At 67.6% G+C, this 17,317-nt stretch carries 20 protein-coding genes; 9 read left to right on the top strand and 11 right to left on the bottom strand.

Annotated elements, in window-relative coordinates:
* Positions 1 to 75 precede the first annotated feature (75 nt).
* Positions 76 to 1,269, bottom strand: a complete 1,194-nt coding sequence (eboE, locus tag TRAD_RS09295) for a metabolite traffic protein EboE (protein ID WP_013178358.1) — start codon at positions 1,267 to 1,269, stop codon at positions 76 to 78.
* 98 nt (positions 1,270 to 1,367) lie between these two features.
* Between eboE and tnpA the strand changes: the two genes are divergently transcribed.
* Positions 1,368 to 1,796 (top strand): IS200/IS605 family transposase, encoded by a 429-nt coding sequence (tnpA, locus tag TRAD_RS09290; RefSeq protein ID WP_013177059.1) that lies wholly within the window; start codon positions 1,368 to 1,370, stop codon positions 1,794 to 1,796.
* A gap of 316 nt (positions 1,797 to 2,112) precedes the next feature.
* Here tnpA and TRAD_RS09285 read toward each other — a convergent pair whose 3' ends face one another.
* From TRAD_RS09285 to TRAD_RS09265, 5 genes are all read right to left on the bottom strand, one after another.
* A complete protein-coding gene (locus TRAD_RS09285; protein ID WP_041947227.1) occupies positions 2,113 to 2,967 on the bottom strand; it encodes a TatD family hydrolase in 855 nt (284 codons plus the stop codon).
* Complete coding sequence (locus tag TRAD_RS09280) at positions 2,964 to 3,284, bottom strand: hypothetical protein (RefSeq protein ID WP_013178356.1); 321 nt, start codon at positions 3,282 to 3,284, stop codon at positions 2,964 to 2,966. Before TRAD_RS09280 ends, TRAD_RS09285 begins: the two co-directional genes overlap by 4 nt.
* Positions 3,245 to 4,441, bottom strand: a complete 1,197-nt coding sequence (locus tag TRAD_RS09275) for a 3-dehydroquinate synthase (RefSeq protein WP_013178355.1) — start codon at positions 4,439 to 4,441, stop codon at positions 3,245 to 3,247. Before TRAD_RS09275 ends, TRAD_RS09280 begins: the two co-directional genes overlap by 40 nt.
* Positions 4,442 to 4,502: 61 nt before the next feature.
* Positions 4,503 to 5,213 carry a bifunctional dihydropteridine reductase/dihydrofolate reductase TmpR gene (tmpR, locus tag TRAD_RS09270; protein WP_013178354.1) on the bottom strand — a complete coding sequence of 237 codons (711 nt, stop codon included), beginning with the start codon at positions 5,211 to 5,213 and terminating at the stop codon, positions 4,503 to 4,505.
* Positions 5,204 to 5,665: an NUDIX domain-containing protein gene (locus tag TRAD_RS09265; RefSeq protein ID WP_013178353.1), complete on the bottom strand. Its 462-nt coding sequence runs from the start codon at positions 5,663 to 5,665 to the stop codon at positions 5,204 to 5,206. The genes tmpR and TRAD_RS09265 overlap by 10 nt, the downstream gene beginning before the upstream one ends.
* Positions 5,666 to 5,815: 150 nt before the next feature.
* Between TRAD_RS09265 and TRAD_RS09260 the strand changes: the two genes are divergently transcribed.
* The gene (locus TRAD_RS09260) at positions 5,816 to 6,691 is read left to right on the top strand and encodes an alpha/beta fold hydrolase (protein ID WP_049773066.1); all 876 of its coding nucleotides are present in this window, start codon (positions 5,816 to 5,818) and stop codon (positions 6,689 to 6,691) included.
* A gap of 72 nt (positions 6,692 to 6,763) precedes the next feature.
* Here TRAD_RS09260 and TRAD_RS09255 read toward each other — a convergent pair whose 3' ends face one another.
* From TRAD_RS09255 to TRAD_RS09240, 4 genes are all read right to left on the bottom strand, one after another.
* Positions 6,764 to 7,927, bottom strand: a complete 1,164-nt coding sequence (locus TRAD_RS09255; RefSeq protein WP_013178351.1) for a class I SAM-dependent rRNA methyltransferase — start codon at positions 7,925 to 7,927, stop codon at positions 6,764 to 6,766.
* 42 nt (positions 7,928 to 7,969) lie between these two features.
* Positions 7,970 to 8,551: a serine O-acetyltransferase gene (locus TRAD_RS09250; RefSeq protein WP_013178350.1), complete on the bottom strand. Its 582-nt coding sequence runs from the start codon at positions 8,549 to 8,551 to the stop codon at positions 7,970 to 7,972.
* Between the two features lie 361 nt (positions 8,552 to 8,912).
* Complete coding sequence (locus tag TRAD_RS09245) at positions 8,913 to 9,599, bottom strand: uracil-DNA glycosylase (RefSeq protein WP_013178349.1); 687 nt, start codon at positions 9,597 to 9,599, stop codon at positions 8,913 to 8,915.
* Positions 9,592 to 10,770 (bottom strand): MalY/PatB family protein, encoded by a 1,179-nt coding sequence (locus tag TRAD_RS09240; RefSeq protein WP_013178348.1) that lies wholly within the window; start codon positions 10,768 to 10,770, stop codon positions 9,592 to 9,594. The genes TRAD_RS09245 and TRAD_RS09240 overlap by 8 nt, the downstream gene beginning before the upstream one ends.
* A gap of 57 nt (positions 10,771 to 10,827) precedes the next feature.
* On the opposite strand from TRAD_RS09240, the gene TRAD_RS09235 reads away from it, so the two are divergent.
* From TRAD_RS09235 to fumC, 6 genes are all read left to right on the top strand, one after another.
* On the top strand, positions 10,828 to 11,850 hold the full coding sequence (locus TRAD_RS09235) for an alpha/beta hydrolase (protein WP_013178347.1): 1,023 nt from the start codon (positions 10,828 to 10,830) through the stop codon (positions 11,848 to 11,850).
* Positions 11,837 to 12,166 (top strand): type VII toxin-antitoxin system MntA family adenylyltransferase antitoxin, encoded by a 330-nt coding sequence (gene mntA / locus TRAD_RS09230; protein ID WP_013178346.1) that lies wholly within the window; start codon positions 11,837 to 11,839, stop codon positions 12,164 to 12,166. Before TRAD_RS09235 ends, mntA begins: the two co-directional genes overlap by 14 nt.
* Before the next feature lie 9 nt (positions 12,167 to 12,175).
* A complete protein-coding gene (locus TRAD_RS09225) occupies positions 12,176 to 12,400 on the top strand; it encodes a DUF2281 domain-containing protein (RefSeq protein WP_013178345.1) in 225 nt (74 codons plus the stop codon).
* Positions 12,397 to 12,789, top strand: coding sequence for a type II toxin-antitoxin system VapC family toxin (locus tag TRAD_RS09220; RefSeq protein WP_013178344.1), 393 nt, complete (start codon positions 12,397 to 12,399; stop codon positions 12,787 to 12,789). The genes TRAD_RS09225 and TRAD_RS09220 overlap by 4 nt, the downstream gene beginning before the upstream one ends.
* A 51-nt stretch (positions 12,790 to 12,840) precedes the next feature.
* Positions 12,841 to 13,557 carry a PKD domain-containing protein gene (locus TRAD_RS09215; protein WP_013178343.1) on the top strand — a complete coding sequence of 239 codons (717 nt, stop codon included), beginning with the start codon at positions 12,841 to 12,843 and terminating at the stop codon, positions 13,555 to 13,557.
* A gap of 86 nt (positions 13,558 to 13,643) precedes the next feature.
* Positions 13,644 to 15,041 carry a class II fumarate hydratase gene (gene fumC, locus TRAD_RS09210; protein ID WP_013178342.1) on the top strand — a complete coding sequence of 466 codons (1,398 nt, stop codon included), beginning with the start codon at positions 13,644 to 13,646 and terminating at the stop codon, positions 15,039 to 15,041.
* A 53-nt stretch (positions 15,042 to 15,094) separates the two neighbouring features.
* Here fumC and TRAD_RS15290 read toward each other — a convergent pair whose 3' ends face one another.
* Positions 15,095 to 15,826: an outer membrane lipoprotein carrier protein LolA gene (locus TRAD_RS15290; protein ID WP_013178341.1), complete on the bottom strand. Its 732-nt coding sequence runs from the start codon at positions 15,824 to 15,826 to the stop codon at positions 15,095 to 15,097.
* Positions 15,827 to 16,059: 233 nt separating this feature from the next.
* Between TRAD_RS15290 and TRAD_RS09200 the strand changes: the two genes are divergently transcribed.
* Positions 16,060 to 17,310 (top strand): PEGA domain-containing protein, encoded by a 1,251-nt coding sequence (locus TRAD_RS09200; protein ID WP_013178340.1) that lies wholly within the window; start codon positions 16,060 to 16,062, stop codon positions 17,308 to 17,310.
* Positions 17,311 to 17,317: the final 7 nt, after the last annotated feature.

Below are 17,317 nucleotides of genomic sequence, written 5' to 3'. Positions count from 1 at the left end.
ATGACACACGCGCCCTCGGGGCCGCCGGTGCGACCGCCTGCCGCTTAGCGCCACGCCCAAAGCGGCGGTGCCTTGCTAGAGCGCCCCTTTGACCCACTCGAGCTCGCGCGCGATCAGCGCCGTGAGGTCGCGCCGGAGCGCCTTCGGCAGCACGCTCCAGGTGTAGGTCTCGACCTCGAGGTGCTCGGTAAGCGCCCTCTCGCGGAGCGCGGCGAACGTCTCCAAGATGGTCTCTTGGGTGGTGGCGACGTGATCGTGCTCCGTGCGCGCCAAAAAGACCGGCACGTGAAAGTGCACGCGCCACTCCGCGGCGTCCGCCGCCAAGGGGGCCGCGAGCGCCGCGGGCAGGTCGGGGTACCTCGTCAGCGTGCCGCCTGCGTTGCGCTGCACGACCTGGTGCAAATAGACGGGTTCGTCGAAGGGGGCGAGGGTGCGCCGGAGCCCTTCGGGGTCCTCCGGCGTGAGCCTCAGCGCCGAACTCACCTGCACCTTGCCGATGCGGATGCCGTGAGCGCGGAGGCGCGCCAGCACCTCGGCGGGGCGCTCATAGGCGAGCGCCACGTGGCAGGTGTCGAAGCAGACCTGCACGTGCTCTAGGAGCGCGTCCCGAGCTTCCGCCTCGGTGATGCCGACGCGCGCTGCGAGCAGCGGGGCGCCGCGGGGCAGCAGCCAGTCGCTGAAAAAGGCGATGAGCTCGTCGCTGTTTTCCAAGAGGCCATCGGGTTCGGGCTCGAGGTCGAGGTGGATCAGCACCCCACGCTCGCGCCGCAGCGCAAAGAGCGCCTCGGCGACCCGCACGACGTTTTCCGTTATGGGGCGCCACACCGCTTCGTCACGCAGGTTCACCCACGGTTTGTACGAGAGCGGGCTCGTCGAGATGCCGCCCGTGACGCCCTCCGGCAGCAGCGCCGCTAAGATGCGCACCAAGCGCAGCGTGTAGGCTACGCGCTCCTCGGTGCGCCAGTCGGGGGCGTGCACCTGCTCTTTGACCGCCTCCCCGTGAAAGGGGCCGTAGGGAAACCCGTTCATGGTAAAGACGTAGAGCCCGTTTTCGAGCAGCCACGCCTTGAACGCTTTCAAAGTGTCACCTTCCAAGAGCTCGCGGCTCTCGTCGCCGGAGAGCCGCAGCCCGACACCAAAGGGCGCGTCCGGGGAGAGCGACGCTTTGAGCGGCAGCGTGTGGCGCTTTAGGCTCTCCCAGACGGCGGGAAAGCCCTTGGCGGGGTGGATGTTGGTGCAGTAGGTGAGGTGAAAAGGAGCTAGCTTCATCGGTCTCCGCTTTCGCTAAGGGCTTCGTTCATTATTCCAAGCGTAAGGTTGAAACCACCGCCTTTAGGCGGTCAGATTTCATCTGCTAGCCTTGGCGGATGGAGTATCGCTATGGCAGCCATACCGTCTTCAACATCGAGTACCACTTTGTGTGGGTCACGAAGTACCGCTACAAGGTGCTGAAAGGGGACATAGCCGAGCGTGTTAGGGAGTTGGTGCGGCAAACCTGCGAGGCGTTCGAGATACGGATTCTGAGCGGAGTGGTGAGTAGCGACCACGTGCATATTCTGGTGAGTGCGCCGCCGACAATGGCGCCGAGTGAGATCATGCGGCGGATCAAAGGGCGAAGTGCGAGCAAGCTATTCGAGGAGTATCCGAAGCTAAAAGCACGTTATTGGGGGCGGCACTTTTGGGCTAGAGGGTACTTCTGTGCGACGGTGGGGCAAGTCACGGAAGAGATGATCAAGAGCTACCTGGAGCATCACTTCGAGCCGACCCGAGAGGACAACTTCAGGACAGAGGACTGACGGGTCTATGACCCGTATCCCGACTTTCAGTCGCTCTTTCAAACCCTCCGACTTTAGTCGGTGGTTGTTTAGTGGCAAACGGTGCGCGGCTCGCCACGGACGCTCTATCTGCGCCCTCGAGGCACCTCCTGACAGCAAAAGCAACGCGAGAAGGGCGCCGAAGTGAAGCCGCCGTCTCCTGTCGTTACAACCCCACCAGTGTGTCGCGTTACCAGCGCGGTAGCCGTTTTGTGGCGCAAGCTCCTAGAACGGCGGCGCTTCGGCGCCAAAGCGAACCTTGAGCCAAGGGGCTAGCTCGACCATGCGGCGCGGGTAGCTATGCGTGGCTGCTTAGCGGCTCCCCCGTCTCGGGTGCAGACGCGGACGGCAGCTCGAGCTTAAACTTGGGCGACTGCCCCAAAAACTTAGCCGGGTTGTGCAAGACGACCTTCTCGATCGTCGCCTCGTCGTGGCCCCGCCGGCGCATCTCCAGGACGAAGTTGGGCACCGCTACGGGGTCCGAGGGGCCCCAGTCGCACGCCGAAGCGACGATGATCCGCTCGCTGCCGTACATCTCGAGCATGTCAATCGCGCGGTTCGGTGAGGCTTTGGTCTTGGGGTAGAGCGTCATACCGGTCCAAAAGCCGTTGTCTAGAATCATCCCCACGGTGTGCTCTTCGGCGTGGTCGACCATCACCCGCGCGGGGTCGATGCGGGGGTCCGCGGCGAGGGTCTCGACGATGACCTTGGTGCCCTTGTACTTGTCCTCGAGGTGCGGCGTGTGGATGTGGATCATCTGGTCGTGCTCCAAGGCCAGCTCCACGTGGTCTTTAAACGTCGCGAGCTCGTTGCGCGTCACGCGGTTGAGCCCGATCTCGCCGATTCCCAAGACCGTCTCGCGCCCCAAAAACTCGGGGATGATGGCGAGTACCGCTTTGGCGAGCGCTCGGTCCTCACCCTCTTTGGGGTTGAGGCAGAGCCAGCAGTAGTGGGCGATGCCGTACTCGGCGGCGCGGGCGGGTTCAAAGGTGGTGAGGTGGTCGAAGTAGTCGGCGAAGACCTCGGCGCTGCGGCGGTCGTACCCCGCCCAGAAGGCCGGCTCGGTAACGGCCAAGCAACCCGTCAGGGCCATCTGCTGGTAGTCATCGGTGGTGCGCGAAATCATGTGCGCGTGCATGTCGATGTACCTCACGGCGTCACCCCCTGCCGTTTGGGCGCGCCGTAGGCGCCCTGTTGGTCGCGCTCCTCGAGCAGGCTCGTGTCGAGGTCGCTGAGGAGCAGCTGCACGCGCTCGGTGCGGCCAAACTCGCCGCTGGTGAGTTCACGAAGGGCGCGCTGCAGCGCGACGAAGCGAAACTCGTCTTGGGCATCTTTGGTGCGCGAACGGTCCATGCGGTCCAAAAAGGCGGCGATAGCGAGCACCTGGTTGCGGTGCTCCATAAAGTAGGTGTCGATGAGTTCGCGTTGGCTCAGCGGGCAGCTGCTGCGAACGTCGCGTCTTGCGTCCATGTCTCTCCCTTCGCGCGCGCCCCCAGCAGCTGGGCGGCGCGCCGGATGGTGGCGTGGTCCATGTCGTGCACCTCGACCCCACGGCCGATGCTGTCGAGGAGCATGATGGTGAGCCGTCCGCCGAGGTGCTCGCGAAACTCCTCCAGACCCGTCAGCAGCGCCCCGGTCTCCAGCTCCGGGGTGTAGGTCGCGAGCCCCAAGGCGTCAAAGAGCGCCAGGATGCGCTGCCAGTCGCCCCGGGGGAGCCTGCCCGAGAGGTGCGCGTAGGTGGCGTCTAGCGCGATGCCGATGGCGACCGCCTCGCCGTGGCGCAGCCGGTAGTCGGTCACGGCCTCGAGCTTGTGCGCCGCCCAGTGGCCGAAGTCCAGCGGCCTCGAGGAGCCGAACTCGAAGGGGTCGCCCGCGGTGGCGATGTGCTCTAGGTGCAGCTCGGCGCAGCGGTAGATGGCCCAGGCCATCGCCTCCGCGTCGCGGTCTCTAAGCGCCGCAGCGTGCGCCTCCAAAAAGTCGAAGAAGCGGGCGTCTTTGAGCAGCGCGACCTTGACCGCCTCGGCGAGCCCGCCCACCCAGTCGCGCTGCTCGAGGGTGGTCAACACGTCCAGGTCGCAGAGCACCGCGTAAGGGGGGGCGAAGGTGCCCAGGAAGTTCTTTTTGCAAAAGGCGTTGACGCCGTTTTTGACCCCGACCGCCGAGTCGTTCTGCGCCAGCACGGTGGTCGGCACCCGCACCAGACGCACGCCGCGGTGCGCGGTCGCGGCGGCGTAACCCGCCATGTCGAGCACCGCCCCGCCGCCGACCGCGAGGAGGTAGCTGTGGCGGTCGATGCCGTGGGTGTGCACCGCGCGCTGCAGGGCGTGGACGGTCTCGGGGCTGTTTTTGACGGCCTCGCCGCCCGGGACCACGAGGGGCGCGGCGACGAGCTCGAGGCCGGGGTGCGCCGCCAGGTAGGCGCTGAGGTGGCGCGTCAGCTCGGGGTGGTGCCGCGCGACCCCCTCGTCGACCACGGCCAGCACCTTTTTGGGGCCCGCTTCGTCCGCGCGCGCGAGCGTCTGGGCGAGCAGCGGGTTTTCCGGCCTGAAGAGGCCGCGGGTGAAGTGGACCGGGTAGCGAAAGGTCACCGCGATCTCTTGCGTGATGGGGCGTAGGGGCGGCGTCATGGTGCCCACCTTAACGATTCGGCGCCCCAAGGGCGCGACTTCGGGTCACATGGGGCAAGAGCTAAAGGTTCCACCCCCCCGCGACCTCGAGCGTGACGCCCGTGATGTAGCGCGCGCTTTCCGAGACGAGAAAGAGCGCCGCCGCCGCGAGCTCGTCCAAGGCGCCGGGGCGCCCCATCGGCAGCGGGGTGTCGGGTACGCTGACGCTGTTGTCCATCACCCCCGGGCTCAGCACGTTGACGGTGATGTTGTCGCCCGCATAGGTTTTGGCGAGCGCTTTGCTGAGCAGGATGACGCCCGTTTTGGCGGCGCTATAGGCGACGATGCTCGGGCGCGCTTTGAGGAGTTCGGCGCCGGCGAAGCCCAGGTTGAGGATGCGGCCCCCACCGGCGGCTCGCATGAGGGGGATGGCGGCGCGGCAGAGGTAGAAGGTGCAGTGCAGGTTGCCGTCGAACATCGCGTGCCAGGTCGCGACGTCGAGCGCGTCTAAGGGCCCCTGGTGGTAGTTGCCGACGTTGTTGATGAGCACGTCGAGCCCCCCCAGGGTGCGGTGCACGTCACCGACGAGCCGCGCAGCCTCCTCCGGACGGGTGACGTCGGCCTGAAACGCTTGCGCCCGCACGCCCCTGCCTCGCGCCTCGCGCACGACCCCTTGCGCCTCGCTCTCCGACGCGCGGTAGTGCACCGCGACGTCGTAGCCGGCGCCCGCGAGCGCGAGCGCGAGGGCGCGCCCGATACCCTTGGCTGACCCCGTGACGAGGGCTACGGGCATGACGGATCCTCCAGAGCCTCGAGCGCGTGGCGGCGCTCTAAGTAAAACCTCACGAGCACCCGCGTGGGGGTGTTGAGCGCGCACCTTAGCGCCGCCTCGGGCGTCACCCACGCGTGTGCCTGCGCCTCCTCGTTGAGCGTGACCGTTTCGTCCGTGCAGCGCGCGACGAAGTTGAGCAGGACAAAGTGTGCCTCGCGGTAGAACTCGGGGCTCCTCACGGCCTCCTGCACGGGACCCCAGTAGAGGTCGGTGAGCTCTAGACCGGTCTCCTCCCGAAACTCGCGCCGCAGCGCCTGGGCGAGCGTTTCGCCGTAGGCGACCTTGCCCCCCGGCACGCCCCACAAACCCCGCCACTTGTGGGTGCGCACCAGGAGCACCCGTTCACGCGGCGAGACGGCGAGCGCGCCGACCGTAACGAGGGGGTGGGCCGTCGGTAGGGCGTTGGCCGTCACCCGCTAAGCATACCGCGCCCGTAGGTGGCGGAGGTGGCGCGCCTCTAGGGCGGAAAGAGCCGCTGGCGTCTTTGCCGCCTATTCACGGGGCGTTTCGTGAGGTAGACTGCTCCTCATCACATCGCATACACGGGTTGAACGCACGGAAGGTTGACGCGCGGGACGCAGGAGGGCGACTTGGGAGCGGTTCAGACAGGGTCTTTAAAAACGCACGACGGCCTAACCCTCTTCGTCCGGTGCTGGTTGCCGGAAACCGACGCGCGCGCCGCCATTATCGTGTCGCACGGGTACGCGGAGCACTCGGGGCGTTACGAGGCGCTAGCTAGCACCCTGACGGGGCGGGGCTACGCGGTCTATGCGCTCGACCACCGCGGGCACGGCCGGAGCGAGGGGGAGCGGGCGAACGTCGCCGTGTTCCGCGCCTACGTCGACGACTTGGCGCGGTTTATCGAGCGCGTGCGTGAAAAGGACCCGCGCCCGCCGCGGTTTTTGTTGGGCCACAGCATGGGGGGGATGATCGCGCTGCAGCTCGTGCTCGAGCACCCCGAGAAGGTCGAAGGGGTCGCGGTGAGCGCCGCTTTTATCGAGAACGCGACCCAGGTGCCCTGGTTTCTCACGCGCGCCGCCGGGGCGGTGAGCCGCCTCGCCCCCAAGCTGCCGGTCCAGCACCTCGACACGGACGCCTTGGCGCGCGACAAGCGCGTCGTCGCGCGCTACCGCAACGACCCCTTGGTCTACCACGGCAAGGTCAAAGCGCGCCTCGGCGCCGAACTCCTCCAGGCGGGGCCTTACGTGTTGGAGCGCGCGCCGAGCATCCGGCTGCCCCTGTTGCTCATGCACGGAACCGGCGACCGGATCGCGGCGGTCTCGGGGACGCAGCGCTTTTTCGAACGGGTGGGCTCGAGCGACAAAACGCTCAAACTCTACGACGGCGCCTTTCACGAGCTTTTCAACGACTACGGCAAGGAGGCGGTGCAGCGGGACGTGCTGGCGTGGCTAGAGCGGCAGGTGGGTGAGGAGTCATGAGTAATGAGCAATGAGCAACGAGTAATGAGCAGCGAGTAATGAGCAGCGAGTGATGAGCAACGAGGATCGCCTCTACCTTGGCAGCACCCTGCCGATGACGAATTTGAGGTAGCGCCCCTCCGGAAACGACGCCGGTACGGGGTGGTCGGGCGGCTGACCGGCTTCGTGGAGGAGCTGCAGGCGCACGCCGGCGTGCGCGGCGGCGCTCGAGAGCGCGTCGCGAAACGCCTCGGGGGAGACCTGCGCGGTGCAGCTCGCGGTCGCGAGCAGGCCGCCCGGTTGGGTGCAGCGCAGGGCGAGCGCGTTGAGCTTTTCGTAGGCGCGTAGGGCGCTGTAGCGGCTCCCTCTGCGCTTGGCGAGCGCCGGCGGGTCGAGGATGACGACGTCGAAGCGCCGCTCTCCGCGCGCGTAGTCGGCGAGCAGCGCAAAGACGTCGGCGGTGAGAAAGCGGTGCGCGTCCGGCGCAAAGCCATTGAGCGCGAAGTTGCGCCGCGCGTCCTCGGTCGCGCGCGGGGCGAGGTCGACGCTCGTGACGTGCGCCGCCCCGCCCCGCACGGCGTAGAGCGAGAAGGCGCCCGTGTAGGCGAAGAGGTTGAGCACCGTCTTGCCCGCCGTAAAGCGGCTGAGCGTGAGGCGGTTGTCGCGGTGGTCTAAAAAGAGCCCGCCCTTTTGCCCCTCGTGTAGGTTGGCGAGCAGCTTCAGGCCGTGCTCGAGCACCGTCAGCTCCGGCGGCGGGAGGCGCCCCCAGAGCGCCCGCAGCGTCCCCCCCTCGCGCACCACGACGCCCCGGAGCTTGAGCCGCTGCGTGAGCGCCCGCACGACCTCAGGCACGAGGGCCGTGACGCTCGGGGCGTAGGTGCGCACCATGACGAAGCGTTCGTAGAGGTCGGCGCTCACGCCCGGCACGAAGTCCCCCTCGCCGTAGAGGAGCCGGTAGGCGGTCGTTTCGGAGGCGGGGTGGTGCGGGGGGCCGAAGAGCGCCTCCCGGAGCTCGAGCGCCCGCGTGACGCGCTCCCCGACCATGCCGGGGCGCGGCGGCGTGGGGCCGAAGAGGCGCAGGGCGATGGCGCTCTCGGCGTCGTAGAGCCCGTACGCCTCGGCGCCGCCGGCGCGGACGCGCACCCACTCGCCCCCTGTGAGGTGATGTTTGGGGAGGTGGTTGCGGTACACCCAGGGGTGCCCCGCCGAGAGGGCGGGGGCGAGCTCGGGGGGGAGGTGGAGCGTCGGCAGGGGCACCTGCCCACTCTACACCCACGCTAACACCGCCCGCGACGGGCCTTACTGGGCTTGGGCGTCCGGGAAGAGGCGCGCTTCGTACTCGGTGCGGTTGACGTAGCCCGCCGACCCTTCGTCGGAGATCACCCGGCCGGGGATGCCGACGACGACCGCGTTGTCGGGGACGTCTTTGGTCACGACGCAGTTGGCGCCGATGGCGACGTTGTTGCCGACCCGGACGCGCCCGACGATGACGGCGCCCGGACCGATGTAGACGTTGTCGCCGATCACTGGGCAGCCCTGCTTGGCCCCCCGGTTGGTCTGCCCGATGGTGACGTTTTGCGACAGGTTGCAGTTCTTGCCGATCTTGGTCCGTCCGTTGACGACGATGCCTCCGACGTGCCCGATGAAAAGCCCCGGGCCGATGTCCATCTGCGGGGGGATCTGGATCCCGTAGCGGTAGGAAAACTGCTTCATCACCAAACGCGCCACCGGATAGAGGGTGTAGCGCAGGCTCTTGCGGCTGTGAAGGAAGGTGCAGGTGCGCATGAGGGCGCAGTACTTAAAGCCCGCATGGCCGAAAAAGGCGCCAAGCAGCGCGCCCGCACCCAAGCGGCCCGTCGCGCGAAAGAGGTCGGCCTGCACGAGGGCGTAAAACGCCCTGAATGGCTGTGGGGACGCCGTGGTGGAGGCCGACGCGACGCCTCGAGCGCCTTGTACCCGGTGCGCCCCTGCCGCTGTGGGCTGTTGAGCTGCGGCGCTTGCTGCAGACAGCTCAGCGTGTGCGGTGGCGGGCTCCCAGTGCTGCTTGGGGGGGTGGCCGTGTTGTGGCGGGGACGAACGCCTCGCTTGGCGAGACGTCTTCAACGTCGGAGCGGGTGAGGGGGTGTAGGACATATGGCGTAGCCTAGAGGCCGCAGTCTTCATGTACGTGAGTTTTCTTTAAGCTCCTCTCATGAAGTGCTTAGGGATCGGCTGGCGCGTCGCGGGTACGCCTGGAACCCCCCTAGTCACCCCCCGCGAGCTCTTTGGCCCGCGCCAACACCGCGTCGAACATCTCAGGCGTGAGCCGGCCCGTGTTGGTGTTCTGCAGGCTCACGTGGTAGGCGTCGAGGAGGGGCGGTGCCCCCGCAAAGGTGTGCAGCGCGCCGTGCGCGAAGCCATAGCGGGCCTTGACGAGCCGCTGGCCGCGGCTGATGAGCTCGAGGTAGCTCTCGTGGGCGACGCGGCCGAGCGCCACGACGACCTTGACGTTCGGGAGCCCCGCGAAGTCGCGCGCGAGCCAGCCCCGGCAGCTTTGTAACTCCTCCCGCGTCGGTTTGTTGTCCGGCGGGACGCAGCGCGCGGCGGCCGTGATGAAGACGCCCCTTAGCACCAGCCCGTCGTCTCGGTGCGCCGCGCGGGGTTGGTTGGCGAGCCCCGCGCGCCACAGGGCGGGGTAGAGAAACGCCCCCGAGCCGTCGCCCGTAAACATCCGTCCGGTGCGGTTGCTCCCGTGCGCCCCCGGTGCGAGCCCGAGCAGCACGATGCGCGCTTCTGGGTCACCGAACCCCGGTACGGGGCGGCCCCAGTAGGGCTCGAGCCGGTAGGCCCGCCGTTTGACGCGCGCGACCGCCTCGCGGTGCGCGACCAGGCGCGGACAGCGCGTGCAGCTCAGCAGGGCTTCGGGGGCGGGGTCGAAGGGTTCAGCCAAGCCTCAACCCCCCTCTGAGGCGCTCCAGGGCCTCCTCGAGGATCGTGGTGGTCGTCGCGAAGTTGAGCCGCGCGAAGCCCTCCCCGCCGGGGCCGTTGTGGCGCCCCTCGCTGAGCCCGACGCCGCACGCCAAAAGCCGCTCGTAGAGCGTTTCTCCCAGCCCCAGACCGCGCAGATCGAGCCACGCGAGGTAGGTGCCCTCGGGGGGGGCGTAGGCGCTCCCCGGCAGGTACGCCTCGACAAAACGCGTGACAAGGTCGCGGTTGCGCTGCAAATACGCCAGGGTGTCCTCCAGCCACCCCGCCCCTTGCGTGTAGGCGGCTCTCGCCGCGGCCTGCGCCATGACGTTGGGCGGGGTGACGAGCCCAGCCCCCAGGCGCTCCAAGCGTTTGCGCAGCGCGGCGTTCTGGGTGATAACGAAGCCGACTTTGAGGCCCGCGAGGTTAAAGCTCTTCGTCGGCCCGAGAAGCGTCACGGTGCGCTCGGCGACCTCGTCGCCGAGTGAGGCGAAGGGCACGTGCTGCGCCCCCGGGTAGACGAGGTCGCTATGCAGCTCATCCGAGATCACCCAGAGGCGGTGGCGCAGCACGAGCTCGGCGAGCGCCGCCAGCTCCTCGCGGGAGAACACGCGCCCGGTCGGGTTGTGCGGGTTGCAGAGCACGAGCGCGCGGGTGTGGGGGCGGATCAGGGCGTCGAGCTGGTCGAGATCGAACGCCCATTGCGTTCCCGTCCAGACGAGCGGGTTGTGCTGCGTCTCGCGCCCCGTGTCCGCGACGGCCGCCATAAAGGGCGGGTAGAGGGGGGGTTGCAGCACCACCGCCTCGCCGCTCGAGGCGAGCGCGCGCACCCCGAGGTAGAGGCCGGGGATGACGCCGTGAAGCGGCCAGATGTCGCTCTCGGCGACCCGCCAGCCGTGGCGCGCGTCGAGCCAAGCCGCGACCGCTGCCTGCAACCCCGGCTCGCCGCCCGGGTAGCCCGCCGGATACCCGAGGTTGCCGCTCCGAGCGCGCGCCTCGAGCGCGCCGATGATCGCCTGCGCGGGCGGAAAGTCCATGTCGGCGACCCATAATGGGAGCACGTCGCGCGCTCCTTGCAGCGCGCTGTAGTGCGTCCACTTCAAACAGCTTTTCGCGCGCAGGGTCTCGAGGGTAAGGCGGTCAAAAGGGTGCATGCTCCTCAGTTTAGCCGGGCGCGGCGCGCCCGGGGGGCGGCCGGCTAAACTAGCCCTATGAAGCTCCGCCTCGACGTCCCCGAGTGGGCGACGCACATCGTCTCCGACCTTACCGACATGGACCGCAACCCGCATCCGGTGGACGCGCGCAAGGTCCGCTCCTTTACGCTCGAGCTCCCCGACGACGTGTACTTCGAGTACGCTTTTCTGGACGCGCAGGGTGCGATGCGGGCCGACCCCAAGAACCCGCGTCGCGCCGAAAACCCCTGGTACCCCGAGGTGAGCGCCGTGACCGGCCCCGACTACCGCCCCGACGCTCTCGCCGAACCGGAGCCGTTGCCGACCGGCGAGGCGCAGCGGCTGCGTTTCGAGACGCCCCGTTTGGAGGGGACGCGGCGCGTCACCCTCTACACCCCCAAGGGCTTTGGGGGCGAGGCGCTCCCCGTCGTCTACGTCCAAGACGGCGTCGCCTTCTACCGCTACGCCAAGCTCCATCTGGTGCTCGAGCACCTCATCCGTCAGCGGCGCGCCCGCCCCGCCCACGTGGCGTTTATCGAACCCGTCGAGCGCACCGCCGAGTACGGTTTTAACGACGCCTACCGCGCGTTCGTCCTGCAGGAGGTGCTCCCCGAGGTTGAACGCACGGTCGCCGCGACCGGCGAACGGGTCGCGCTAGGGGCGAGCTTGGGCGGGCTCGCGAGCACGCTGCTGGCGCTCGATGACCCGGCGCGCTTCCGCACGGTAGTGGCGTTTTCAGGGGCCTTTTTGGGGACGCCGGACGACCGGCGCTTCTACGCCTCCAAACGCTCTTGGGTGCTCGCGGAGCTCCGCGCCCGCGAGCGGCTGCCGCTGCGCTTCTACACCGAAACGGGCACCCTGGAGTGGCTGACGGGGGTCAACCGCGAGCTCGCCGCCCTTTTGCGGGACAAGGGCTATGAGCACCGCTACGTGGAGCGGAGCGCGGGCCACAACTGGACGAACTGGAAAAACGGTCTCGGGGGGGCGCTGTCGTTCGCCCTGGAGCGGGACCCCCAGCGGGCCCTAGAGCACTCGGCAGAGGCGCGGCGTGCGGGCGTCTGAAGGGGGGATCGCGGCTGACCTTGAGCGGGTGCGGCGGATCATTTTGGCGGGCCTCGCGGGGTGCCCGGCGCGCGTCTACCTGTTCGGCTCGAGGGCGTCGGGGCAGGCGCGCAGCGCTTCGGATATCGACGTGGCGGTGTGGCCGCTCGCCCCGCTCCCCGAGGGGACGCTCGCGGCGATTCGTGAAGCGCTCGAGGAGACGACCATCCCCTACACCATCGACCTCGTCGACTTGCGCGACGCCGACGCTAGCTTTCGCGCGCGTGTGATCGCGGAGGGGGTGCCGTGGCACGAGCCTAGTAGGCGCGGGGAGTAAGCTGGTGGTATGACGACGGTGCCGTTAAAAGAGGCTAAAGAGCGGCTTGAAGAGCTGCTCGCTGAGGGCGCGTTTATGGTGCGCCTCGACGACGGAAGCGTTTGGCGGCTCGAGGTCAAGCCGCTTGCGGGCACCTCCGAGCGGCGTGGGGGCTTCGGCAGGGCTCGGGGGTGGTTCACCATGTCCAAAGATTTCGATGAGCCCTTGGAGGACTTCCGAGAGTATTGGGAATGAGGGTACTGCTCGATACCCATACGTTCCTCTGGTACGTAGGCGGTGACGCTGCGCTGAGCAAGACCTGCTACGAGCTCATTGAAAGCCTGGAAAACACGATTTTCGTCAGTGCGGCTAGCCTTTGGGAAATCGCCATCAAGGTGAGCTTGGGTAAGCTCACGGTGCACGAAGGGCACACCATCGGGGAGTTGGTGGAGATAGGCGTCTACGCCAACCGCTTCGAGCTGTTGGGTATTGCCCCTAAGCATCTCGACGGTGTGAGGACGCTCCCTTTTTACCACAAAGACCCCTTCGATCGCCTTCTGGTCGCCCAAGCGCTTAGCGACGACCTCACGCTGCTAAGCCGCGACGGGGGGCTTGGAGCGTATGGGGTGTCGGTGCTCTGGTAACCGCAACCCCCGCGCAAGGTGACCGCAACCCCCGCGCGCTAGCGTGTCGCCATGACGCGATGGCTTTCTCTAGGTTGGTGGTACGTAGGCGGCGCCCTTCTGCTCTCGGCTTGCTCCGCCGACCCCGTCGGGTCGGCCCCCGCCGCTTCGGTGAGACCGCAGGTCACGTTGCGTGCTACCCCCGGCGGTCCCTCGGGTTGGACGGTGCGCTACACCGCTACGGCGACGGGGTTCGCCGGCCCCGTGCGCTACACCTTCTCCTCGTGCGGCGACTTCGACGAGCGCGCGGGGCGGCACGAAGGGGAGAACACGCTCCTCTGCCACCACTTCGAACCGGGCGAGCGCACGGTGACGGTGACGGCGGAGGACGCGGCGGGCACCACCGCGACGGCGAGCGTGACGCGGACCATCACGGCGGCCGAGGTGCCCTACCGGGGGCGGTGGCGCTGGACCCTGCGGGAGGGCGGAGGGGTGCGGCGCGGCTACCTCACCATCACCGAGGCCGACGTGATGAGCAAAGGCTCGCTGCCCTTCGACGAGTTCGCGAGCCGCGGACGGGTCTTTGAGTGCACTGGGGAGACCTGCGAAGACCGCGGCGAGGCCGCTATCTACTTCTCTCAGACCGGGCTAGCGCGTCCGGCTTACGCCTTGAACCTGCAGCTCGGCGCGGTGCACCCGGAGGGCGACGCGACCTTTGGGCTGACGCCAGAGGGGGCGCAGCGGCTCTACGACGGCGGGCTCGAGCTCATCCGGGAGGGTGAGGGCTGAGCGCGGCGCTTTGGGGGTGCGCCCCGTGTCCTTGACCTCGCGCGGAGGCCCGATGGGGCGCGCCCGGCTACGTTAAAGTGGCCTTCATGAGCCAAGCGTACCGCACCGAAAAAGACACCATGGGCGAGCTTCAGGTCCCCGCGGACAAGTACTGGGGGGCCCAGACCCAACGCAGCTTGCAAAACTTTCGGATCGGCGGGCAGCGGATGCCGCTAGAGGTCATCCGCGCCTTCGCCGTCCTTAAAAAGGCCGCCGCGCTGACCAACGCCGAGCTGGGCGTGCTGCCGCAGGACAAGGCCGACGTGATCGCGCGCGTGTGCGACGAGATCCTTGCAGGCGAGCACGACGAGCAGTTCCCGCTCGTGGTGTGGCAGACGGGTTCGGGGACGCAGTCGAACATGAACGTCAACGAGGTCATCTCAAACCGCGCCATCGAGCTTCTAGGCGGCGAGATCGGCTCGCAGACGCCCGTTCACCCCAACGACGACGTCAACAAGTCGCAGTCGTCTAATGACACCTTCCCGACGGCGATGCACATCGCGGCTTACACGCTCCTCGTCGAAACGACCCTGCCCAAGGTTGAGGCGTTGCAGGCGACCTTTGAGCGCAAGGCGCGCGACTTTATGCGGGTCGTCAAAATCGGCCGCACGCACCTCATGGACGCGACCCCGCTGACCTTGGGCCAGGAGCTCTCGGGCTACGCGGCGCAGCTCAAAAAGAGTCTCGAGGCACTCCAGAACACCCTGCCGCACCTCGCCGAGCTCGCCCTCGGCGGTACGGCGGTCGGTACGGGGTTAAACGCTCCAGAAGGGTTCGCCGAACGGGTGGCGCAGCGGATCGCCGACCTCACCGGGCACCCCTTCGTCACGGCGGAGAACAAGTTCGAGGCGCTCTCGGCCCACGACGCGGTGGTCGAGACCTCGGGCGCGCTCAAACGGCTCGCGGTCAGCCTCATGCATATTGCCAACAACGTCCGGCTGCTCGCTTCGGGGCCGCGTTGCGGCATCGGCGAAATCCTCATCCCCGAAAACGAACCGGGCAGCTCCATCATGCCGGGCAAGGTCAACCCGACCCAGGCCGAGGCGATGACCATGGTCTGCGCCCAGGTCATCGGCTGCGACGCGGCGGTGACGGTTGCCGGGACGCACGGCCACTTTCAGCTCAACGTCTTTAAACCGGTGATGATCTTTAACCTGCTCCTCGCGGCGCGGCTTCTGGGCGACGCCTGCGAGTCGTTTAACGAGCACTGCGCGCTCGGCATCGAACCGAACGAGACGCGCATCCGCCAGCACCTCACCAACTCGCTCATGCTGGTCACCGCCCTAAACACCCGCATCGGCTACTACAAAGCGGCGCAGATCGCCAAGACCGCGCACGCTGAGAACCTCACGCTCAAAGAGGCGGCGGTCAAACTCGGGCACCTCACGGAAGCCGAGTTCGACGAGATCGTGGTGCCGGAGAAGATGGTGGGAAACTTGAAGTGATGAGCAACGAGCCATGAGTAGAAGTCCATCACTCATGGCTCGTTGCTCATAGCTTATCTTTCGTCGATCCGCTCGGCGTCGGGTGGGATGAAGCGCAGCTCCTCGGGGTCTAGGCCGCTGTCGAGGAGGTAGTCCTCGAAGAAGAGTTCGGCCAAGGGGGCCTCGTTCGCTTGGACGATGGTTACGCTCTGCGGCAGCCACTCGCCGTCCAGAATGGTCGCCGTGACGTAGGCGATGTTGGCGCCCTCGTCGCGGTTGGTAAAGCGCAACCGGTAGACGGGGCCGTCCGGGCTCTCTTCGTAGCCCTCAACGCTCGCCTCCCAGGTGTCGCCACTGAAAAAGCGCCCCAGGTCGGGGGTGAGGTTGACGCCCCCCTCGAGCTCGTCCTCGACCTCCGGCAAGAGCCCGCCCAAAGCGTCCGGGTCGTTGGCGTTTAAGATGGTGACCTGGTTGGTGACGAAGAGGTAGTTGTAGACCGTGTCGCCGTCGACGATGACGAAGTTGTCGGCCAAAGCGTCCGGTTGGATGAAGTAGGCGCGCACAAGCTCCTCGTCCGGGATAAAGTCGGTTTCGACCTCCAAGATGATCTCCTGGCCGTCGGCGTCGAAGATCGTCCCAGTGAGCAAAAAGCTAGCGTCTTGCAGCGCCTGGGTGCGGGCCTCGAGGTTCTCGAGCACCTCGTCGGCGCTCAGGTCCTGGGCGCTCGCAGCGCCAACCAGGAGCGCGGCGAGGGCGCCCTGCAGGGCGCGGCGCGCGGTGGGTGGGCGTAAGGGGGTGTGCGGCATCGTCTCTCCTTGGTGTGTAGGGCTCGTGGCGGCGCGGCGCCCAGCGCCGCTGGGTCAAGCGCTACCTTACCGTAGGCGTCAGCTTGACAGCTAGAGTTAAAGCCCCCATGAAAGGGGCGTCAACGCGGCGTTGGGCGCTCGGGGGACGTTACATCATGAAAAAGGCTTTACGGCCCACACACCTGAGCTTTTCGCGCGTGCATGCTAGGCTCAGCCGAAGAAAGGAGGGGGTGATGAAACGTACCCTATTAGGTCTTTTCGGCGGGCTTTTTCTGGCGCTCCCCCTAGCGGCGGCGCAGCCGGTCGAAGAGGTCGTGATTAGCCCCCAAGCGATCGTCGTAAACCCGCTCCCCGCGTTCGAGGTCGAGGTTTTCGTGGACCGCGACGCCTCCGGCGAGGCAGCGCCGGTCTACGAGATCGGTGAAGCGATGACGATCGGCGTCCGCGTCTCCGAAGACGCCTACGTCTACCTCTTTAACGTGCGAAGCGACGGCGTGGTGCGGCAGATTCTGCCGAACAACTACGACGAGGCGGGGCGGAACAACTTCGTCCGCGCGGGTGAGACCAGGTTGTTCCCGCCGCAGGGCGCGCGCTACGAGTTTCGCGTGGCGGGCCCCGAGGGGCTCGACAAGGTGATCGCGGTGGCGAGCGAGACGCCTCTAGACACCTCGACGCTGGCGAGCTTCGAGGCCGACCCGAACTTCGCGTCGTCGACCATCGGCGAGTCGGGCTTCGCGGAGTCGCTCTCGGTCATCGTCCGGCCTCTGCCGCAAGAGGCGTGGGTCTCGGACACGGCGCTCTTCTACGTCGGTCGGGCCGCCGCCGCGCCGCGCTACGGCACCCTGTCGATCACCTCGGAGCCCTCGGGGGCGCAGGTCTTTATCGACGACCGCTTCGTCGGGTACACCCCGCTGCGTTACGGCGCCGAAGCCGGTAACCGGCTCGTCAACGTCGTGTACGAGGGCTATGAGACCTACGAGGCGACGATCACCGTGACGGGCGGCGAGACGCGCGAGGTGCGGGCGAACCTGCGCGCGCAGCAGCGCACGGGCCGCGTCGTCTTCGAGAGCGACCCGCAGGGCGCCGAGGTGTACGTCAACGGCCAGCGCATCGGCACCACGCCCACGGGGGCGGTGACGCTCCCCGAGGGCACCCATCAGGCGCGCTTCGTCTCCGCAGGGTTTGACGAGGTGACGGTGTCGTTCACCGTCAACCCGGGGGGGACGCAGCGGGTCTCGGCGGAGCTGCGCGCCCAAGTCGGCGCCTTGGAGCTGCAGGGCAACGTCGGCGGCGCGGTGGTCTTTCTGGACGGGCGGCGGGTCGGGACGCTGCCGAGCGGTACGGGGCGTCTGACCCTGGAGGAGCTCGAGCCGGGGATCCATCAGCTCACCGTCACCGCCCCGGGCTACAGCACCTACGTCAGCGACGTCGAGGTGCGCGCCGGCGAGACGACGCGGGTGCAGATCACCCAGACGCAGCGCTAGCGCGGTG

This window comes from Truepera radiovictrix DSM 17093 (genome assembly GCF_000092425.1).
GTDB classification, from domain to species: domain Bacteria; phylum Deinococcota; class Deinococci; order Deinococcales; family Trueperaceae; genus Truepera; species Truepera radiovictrix.
This window is presented reverse-complemented; position numbering and strand designations above follow the sequence as displayed.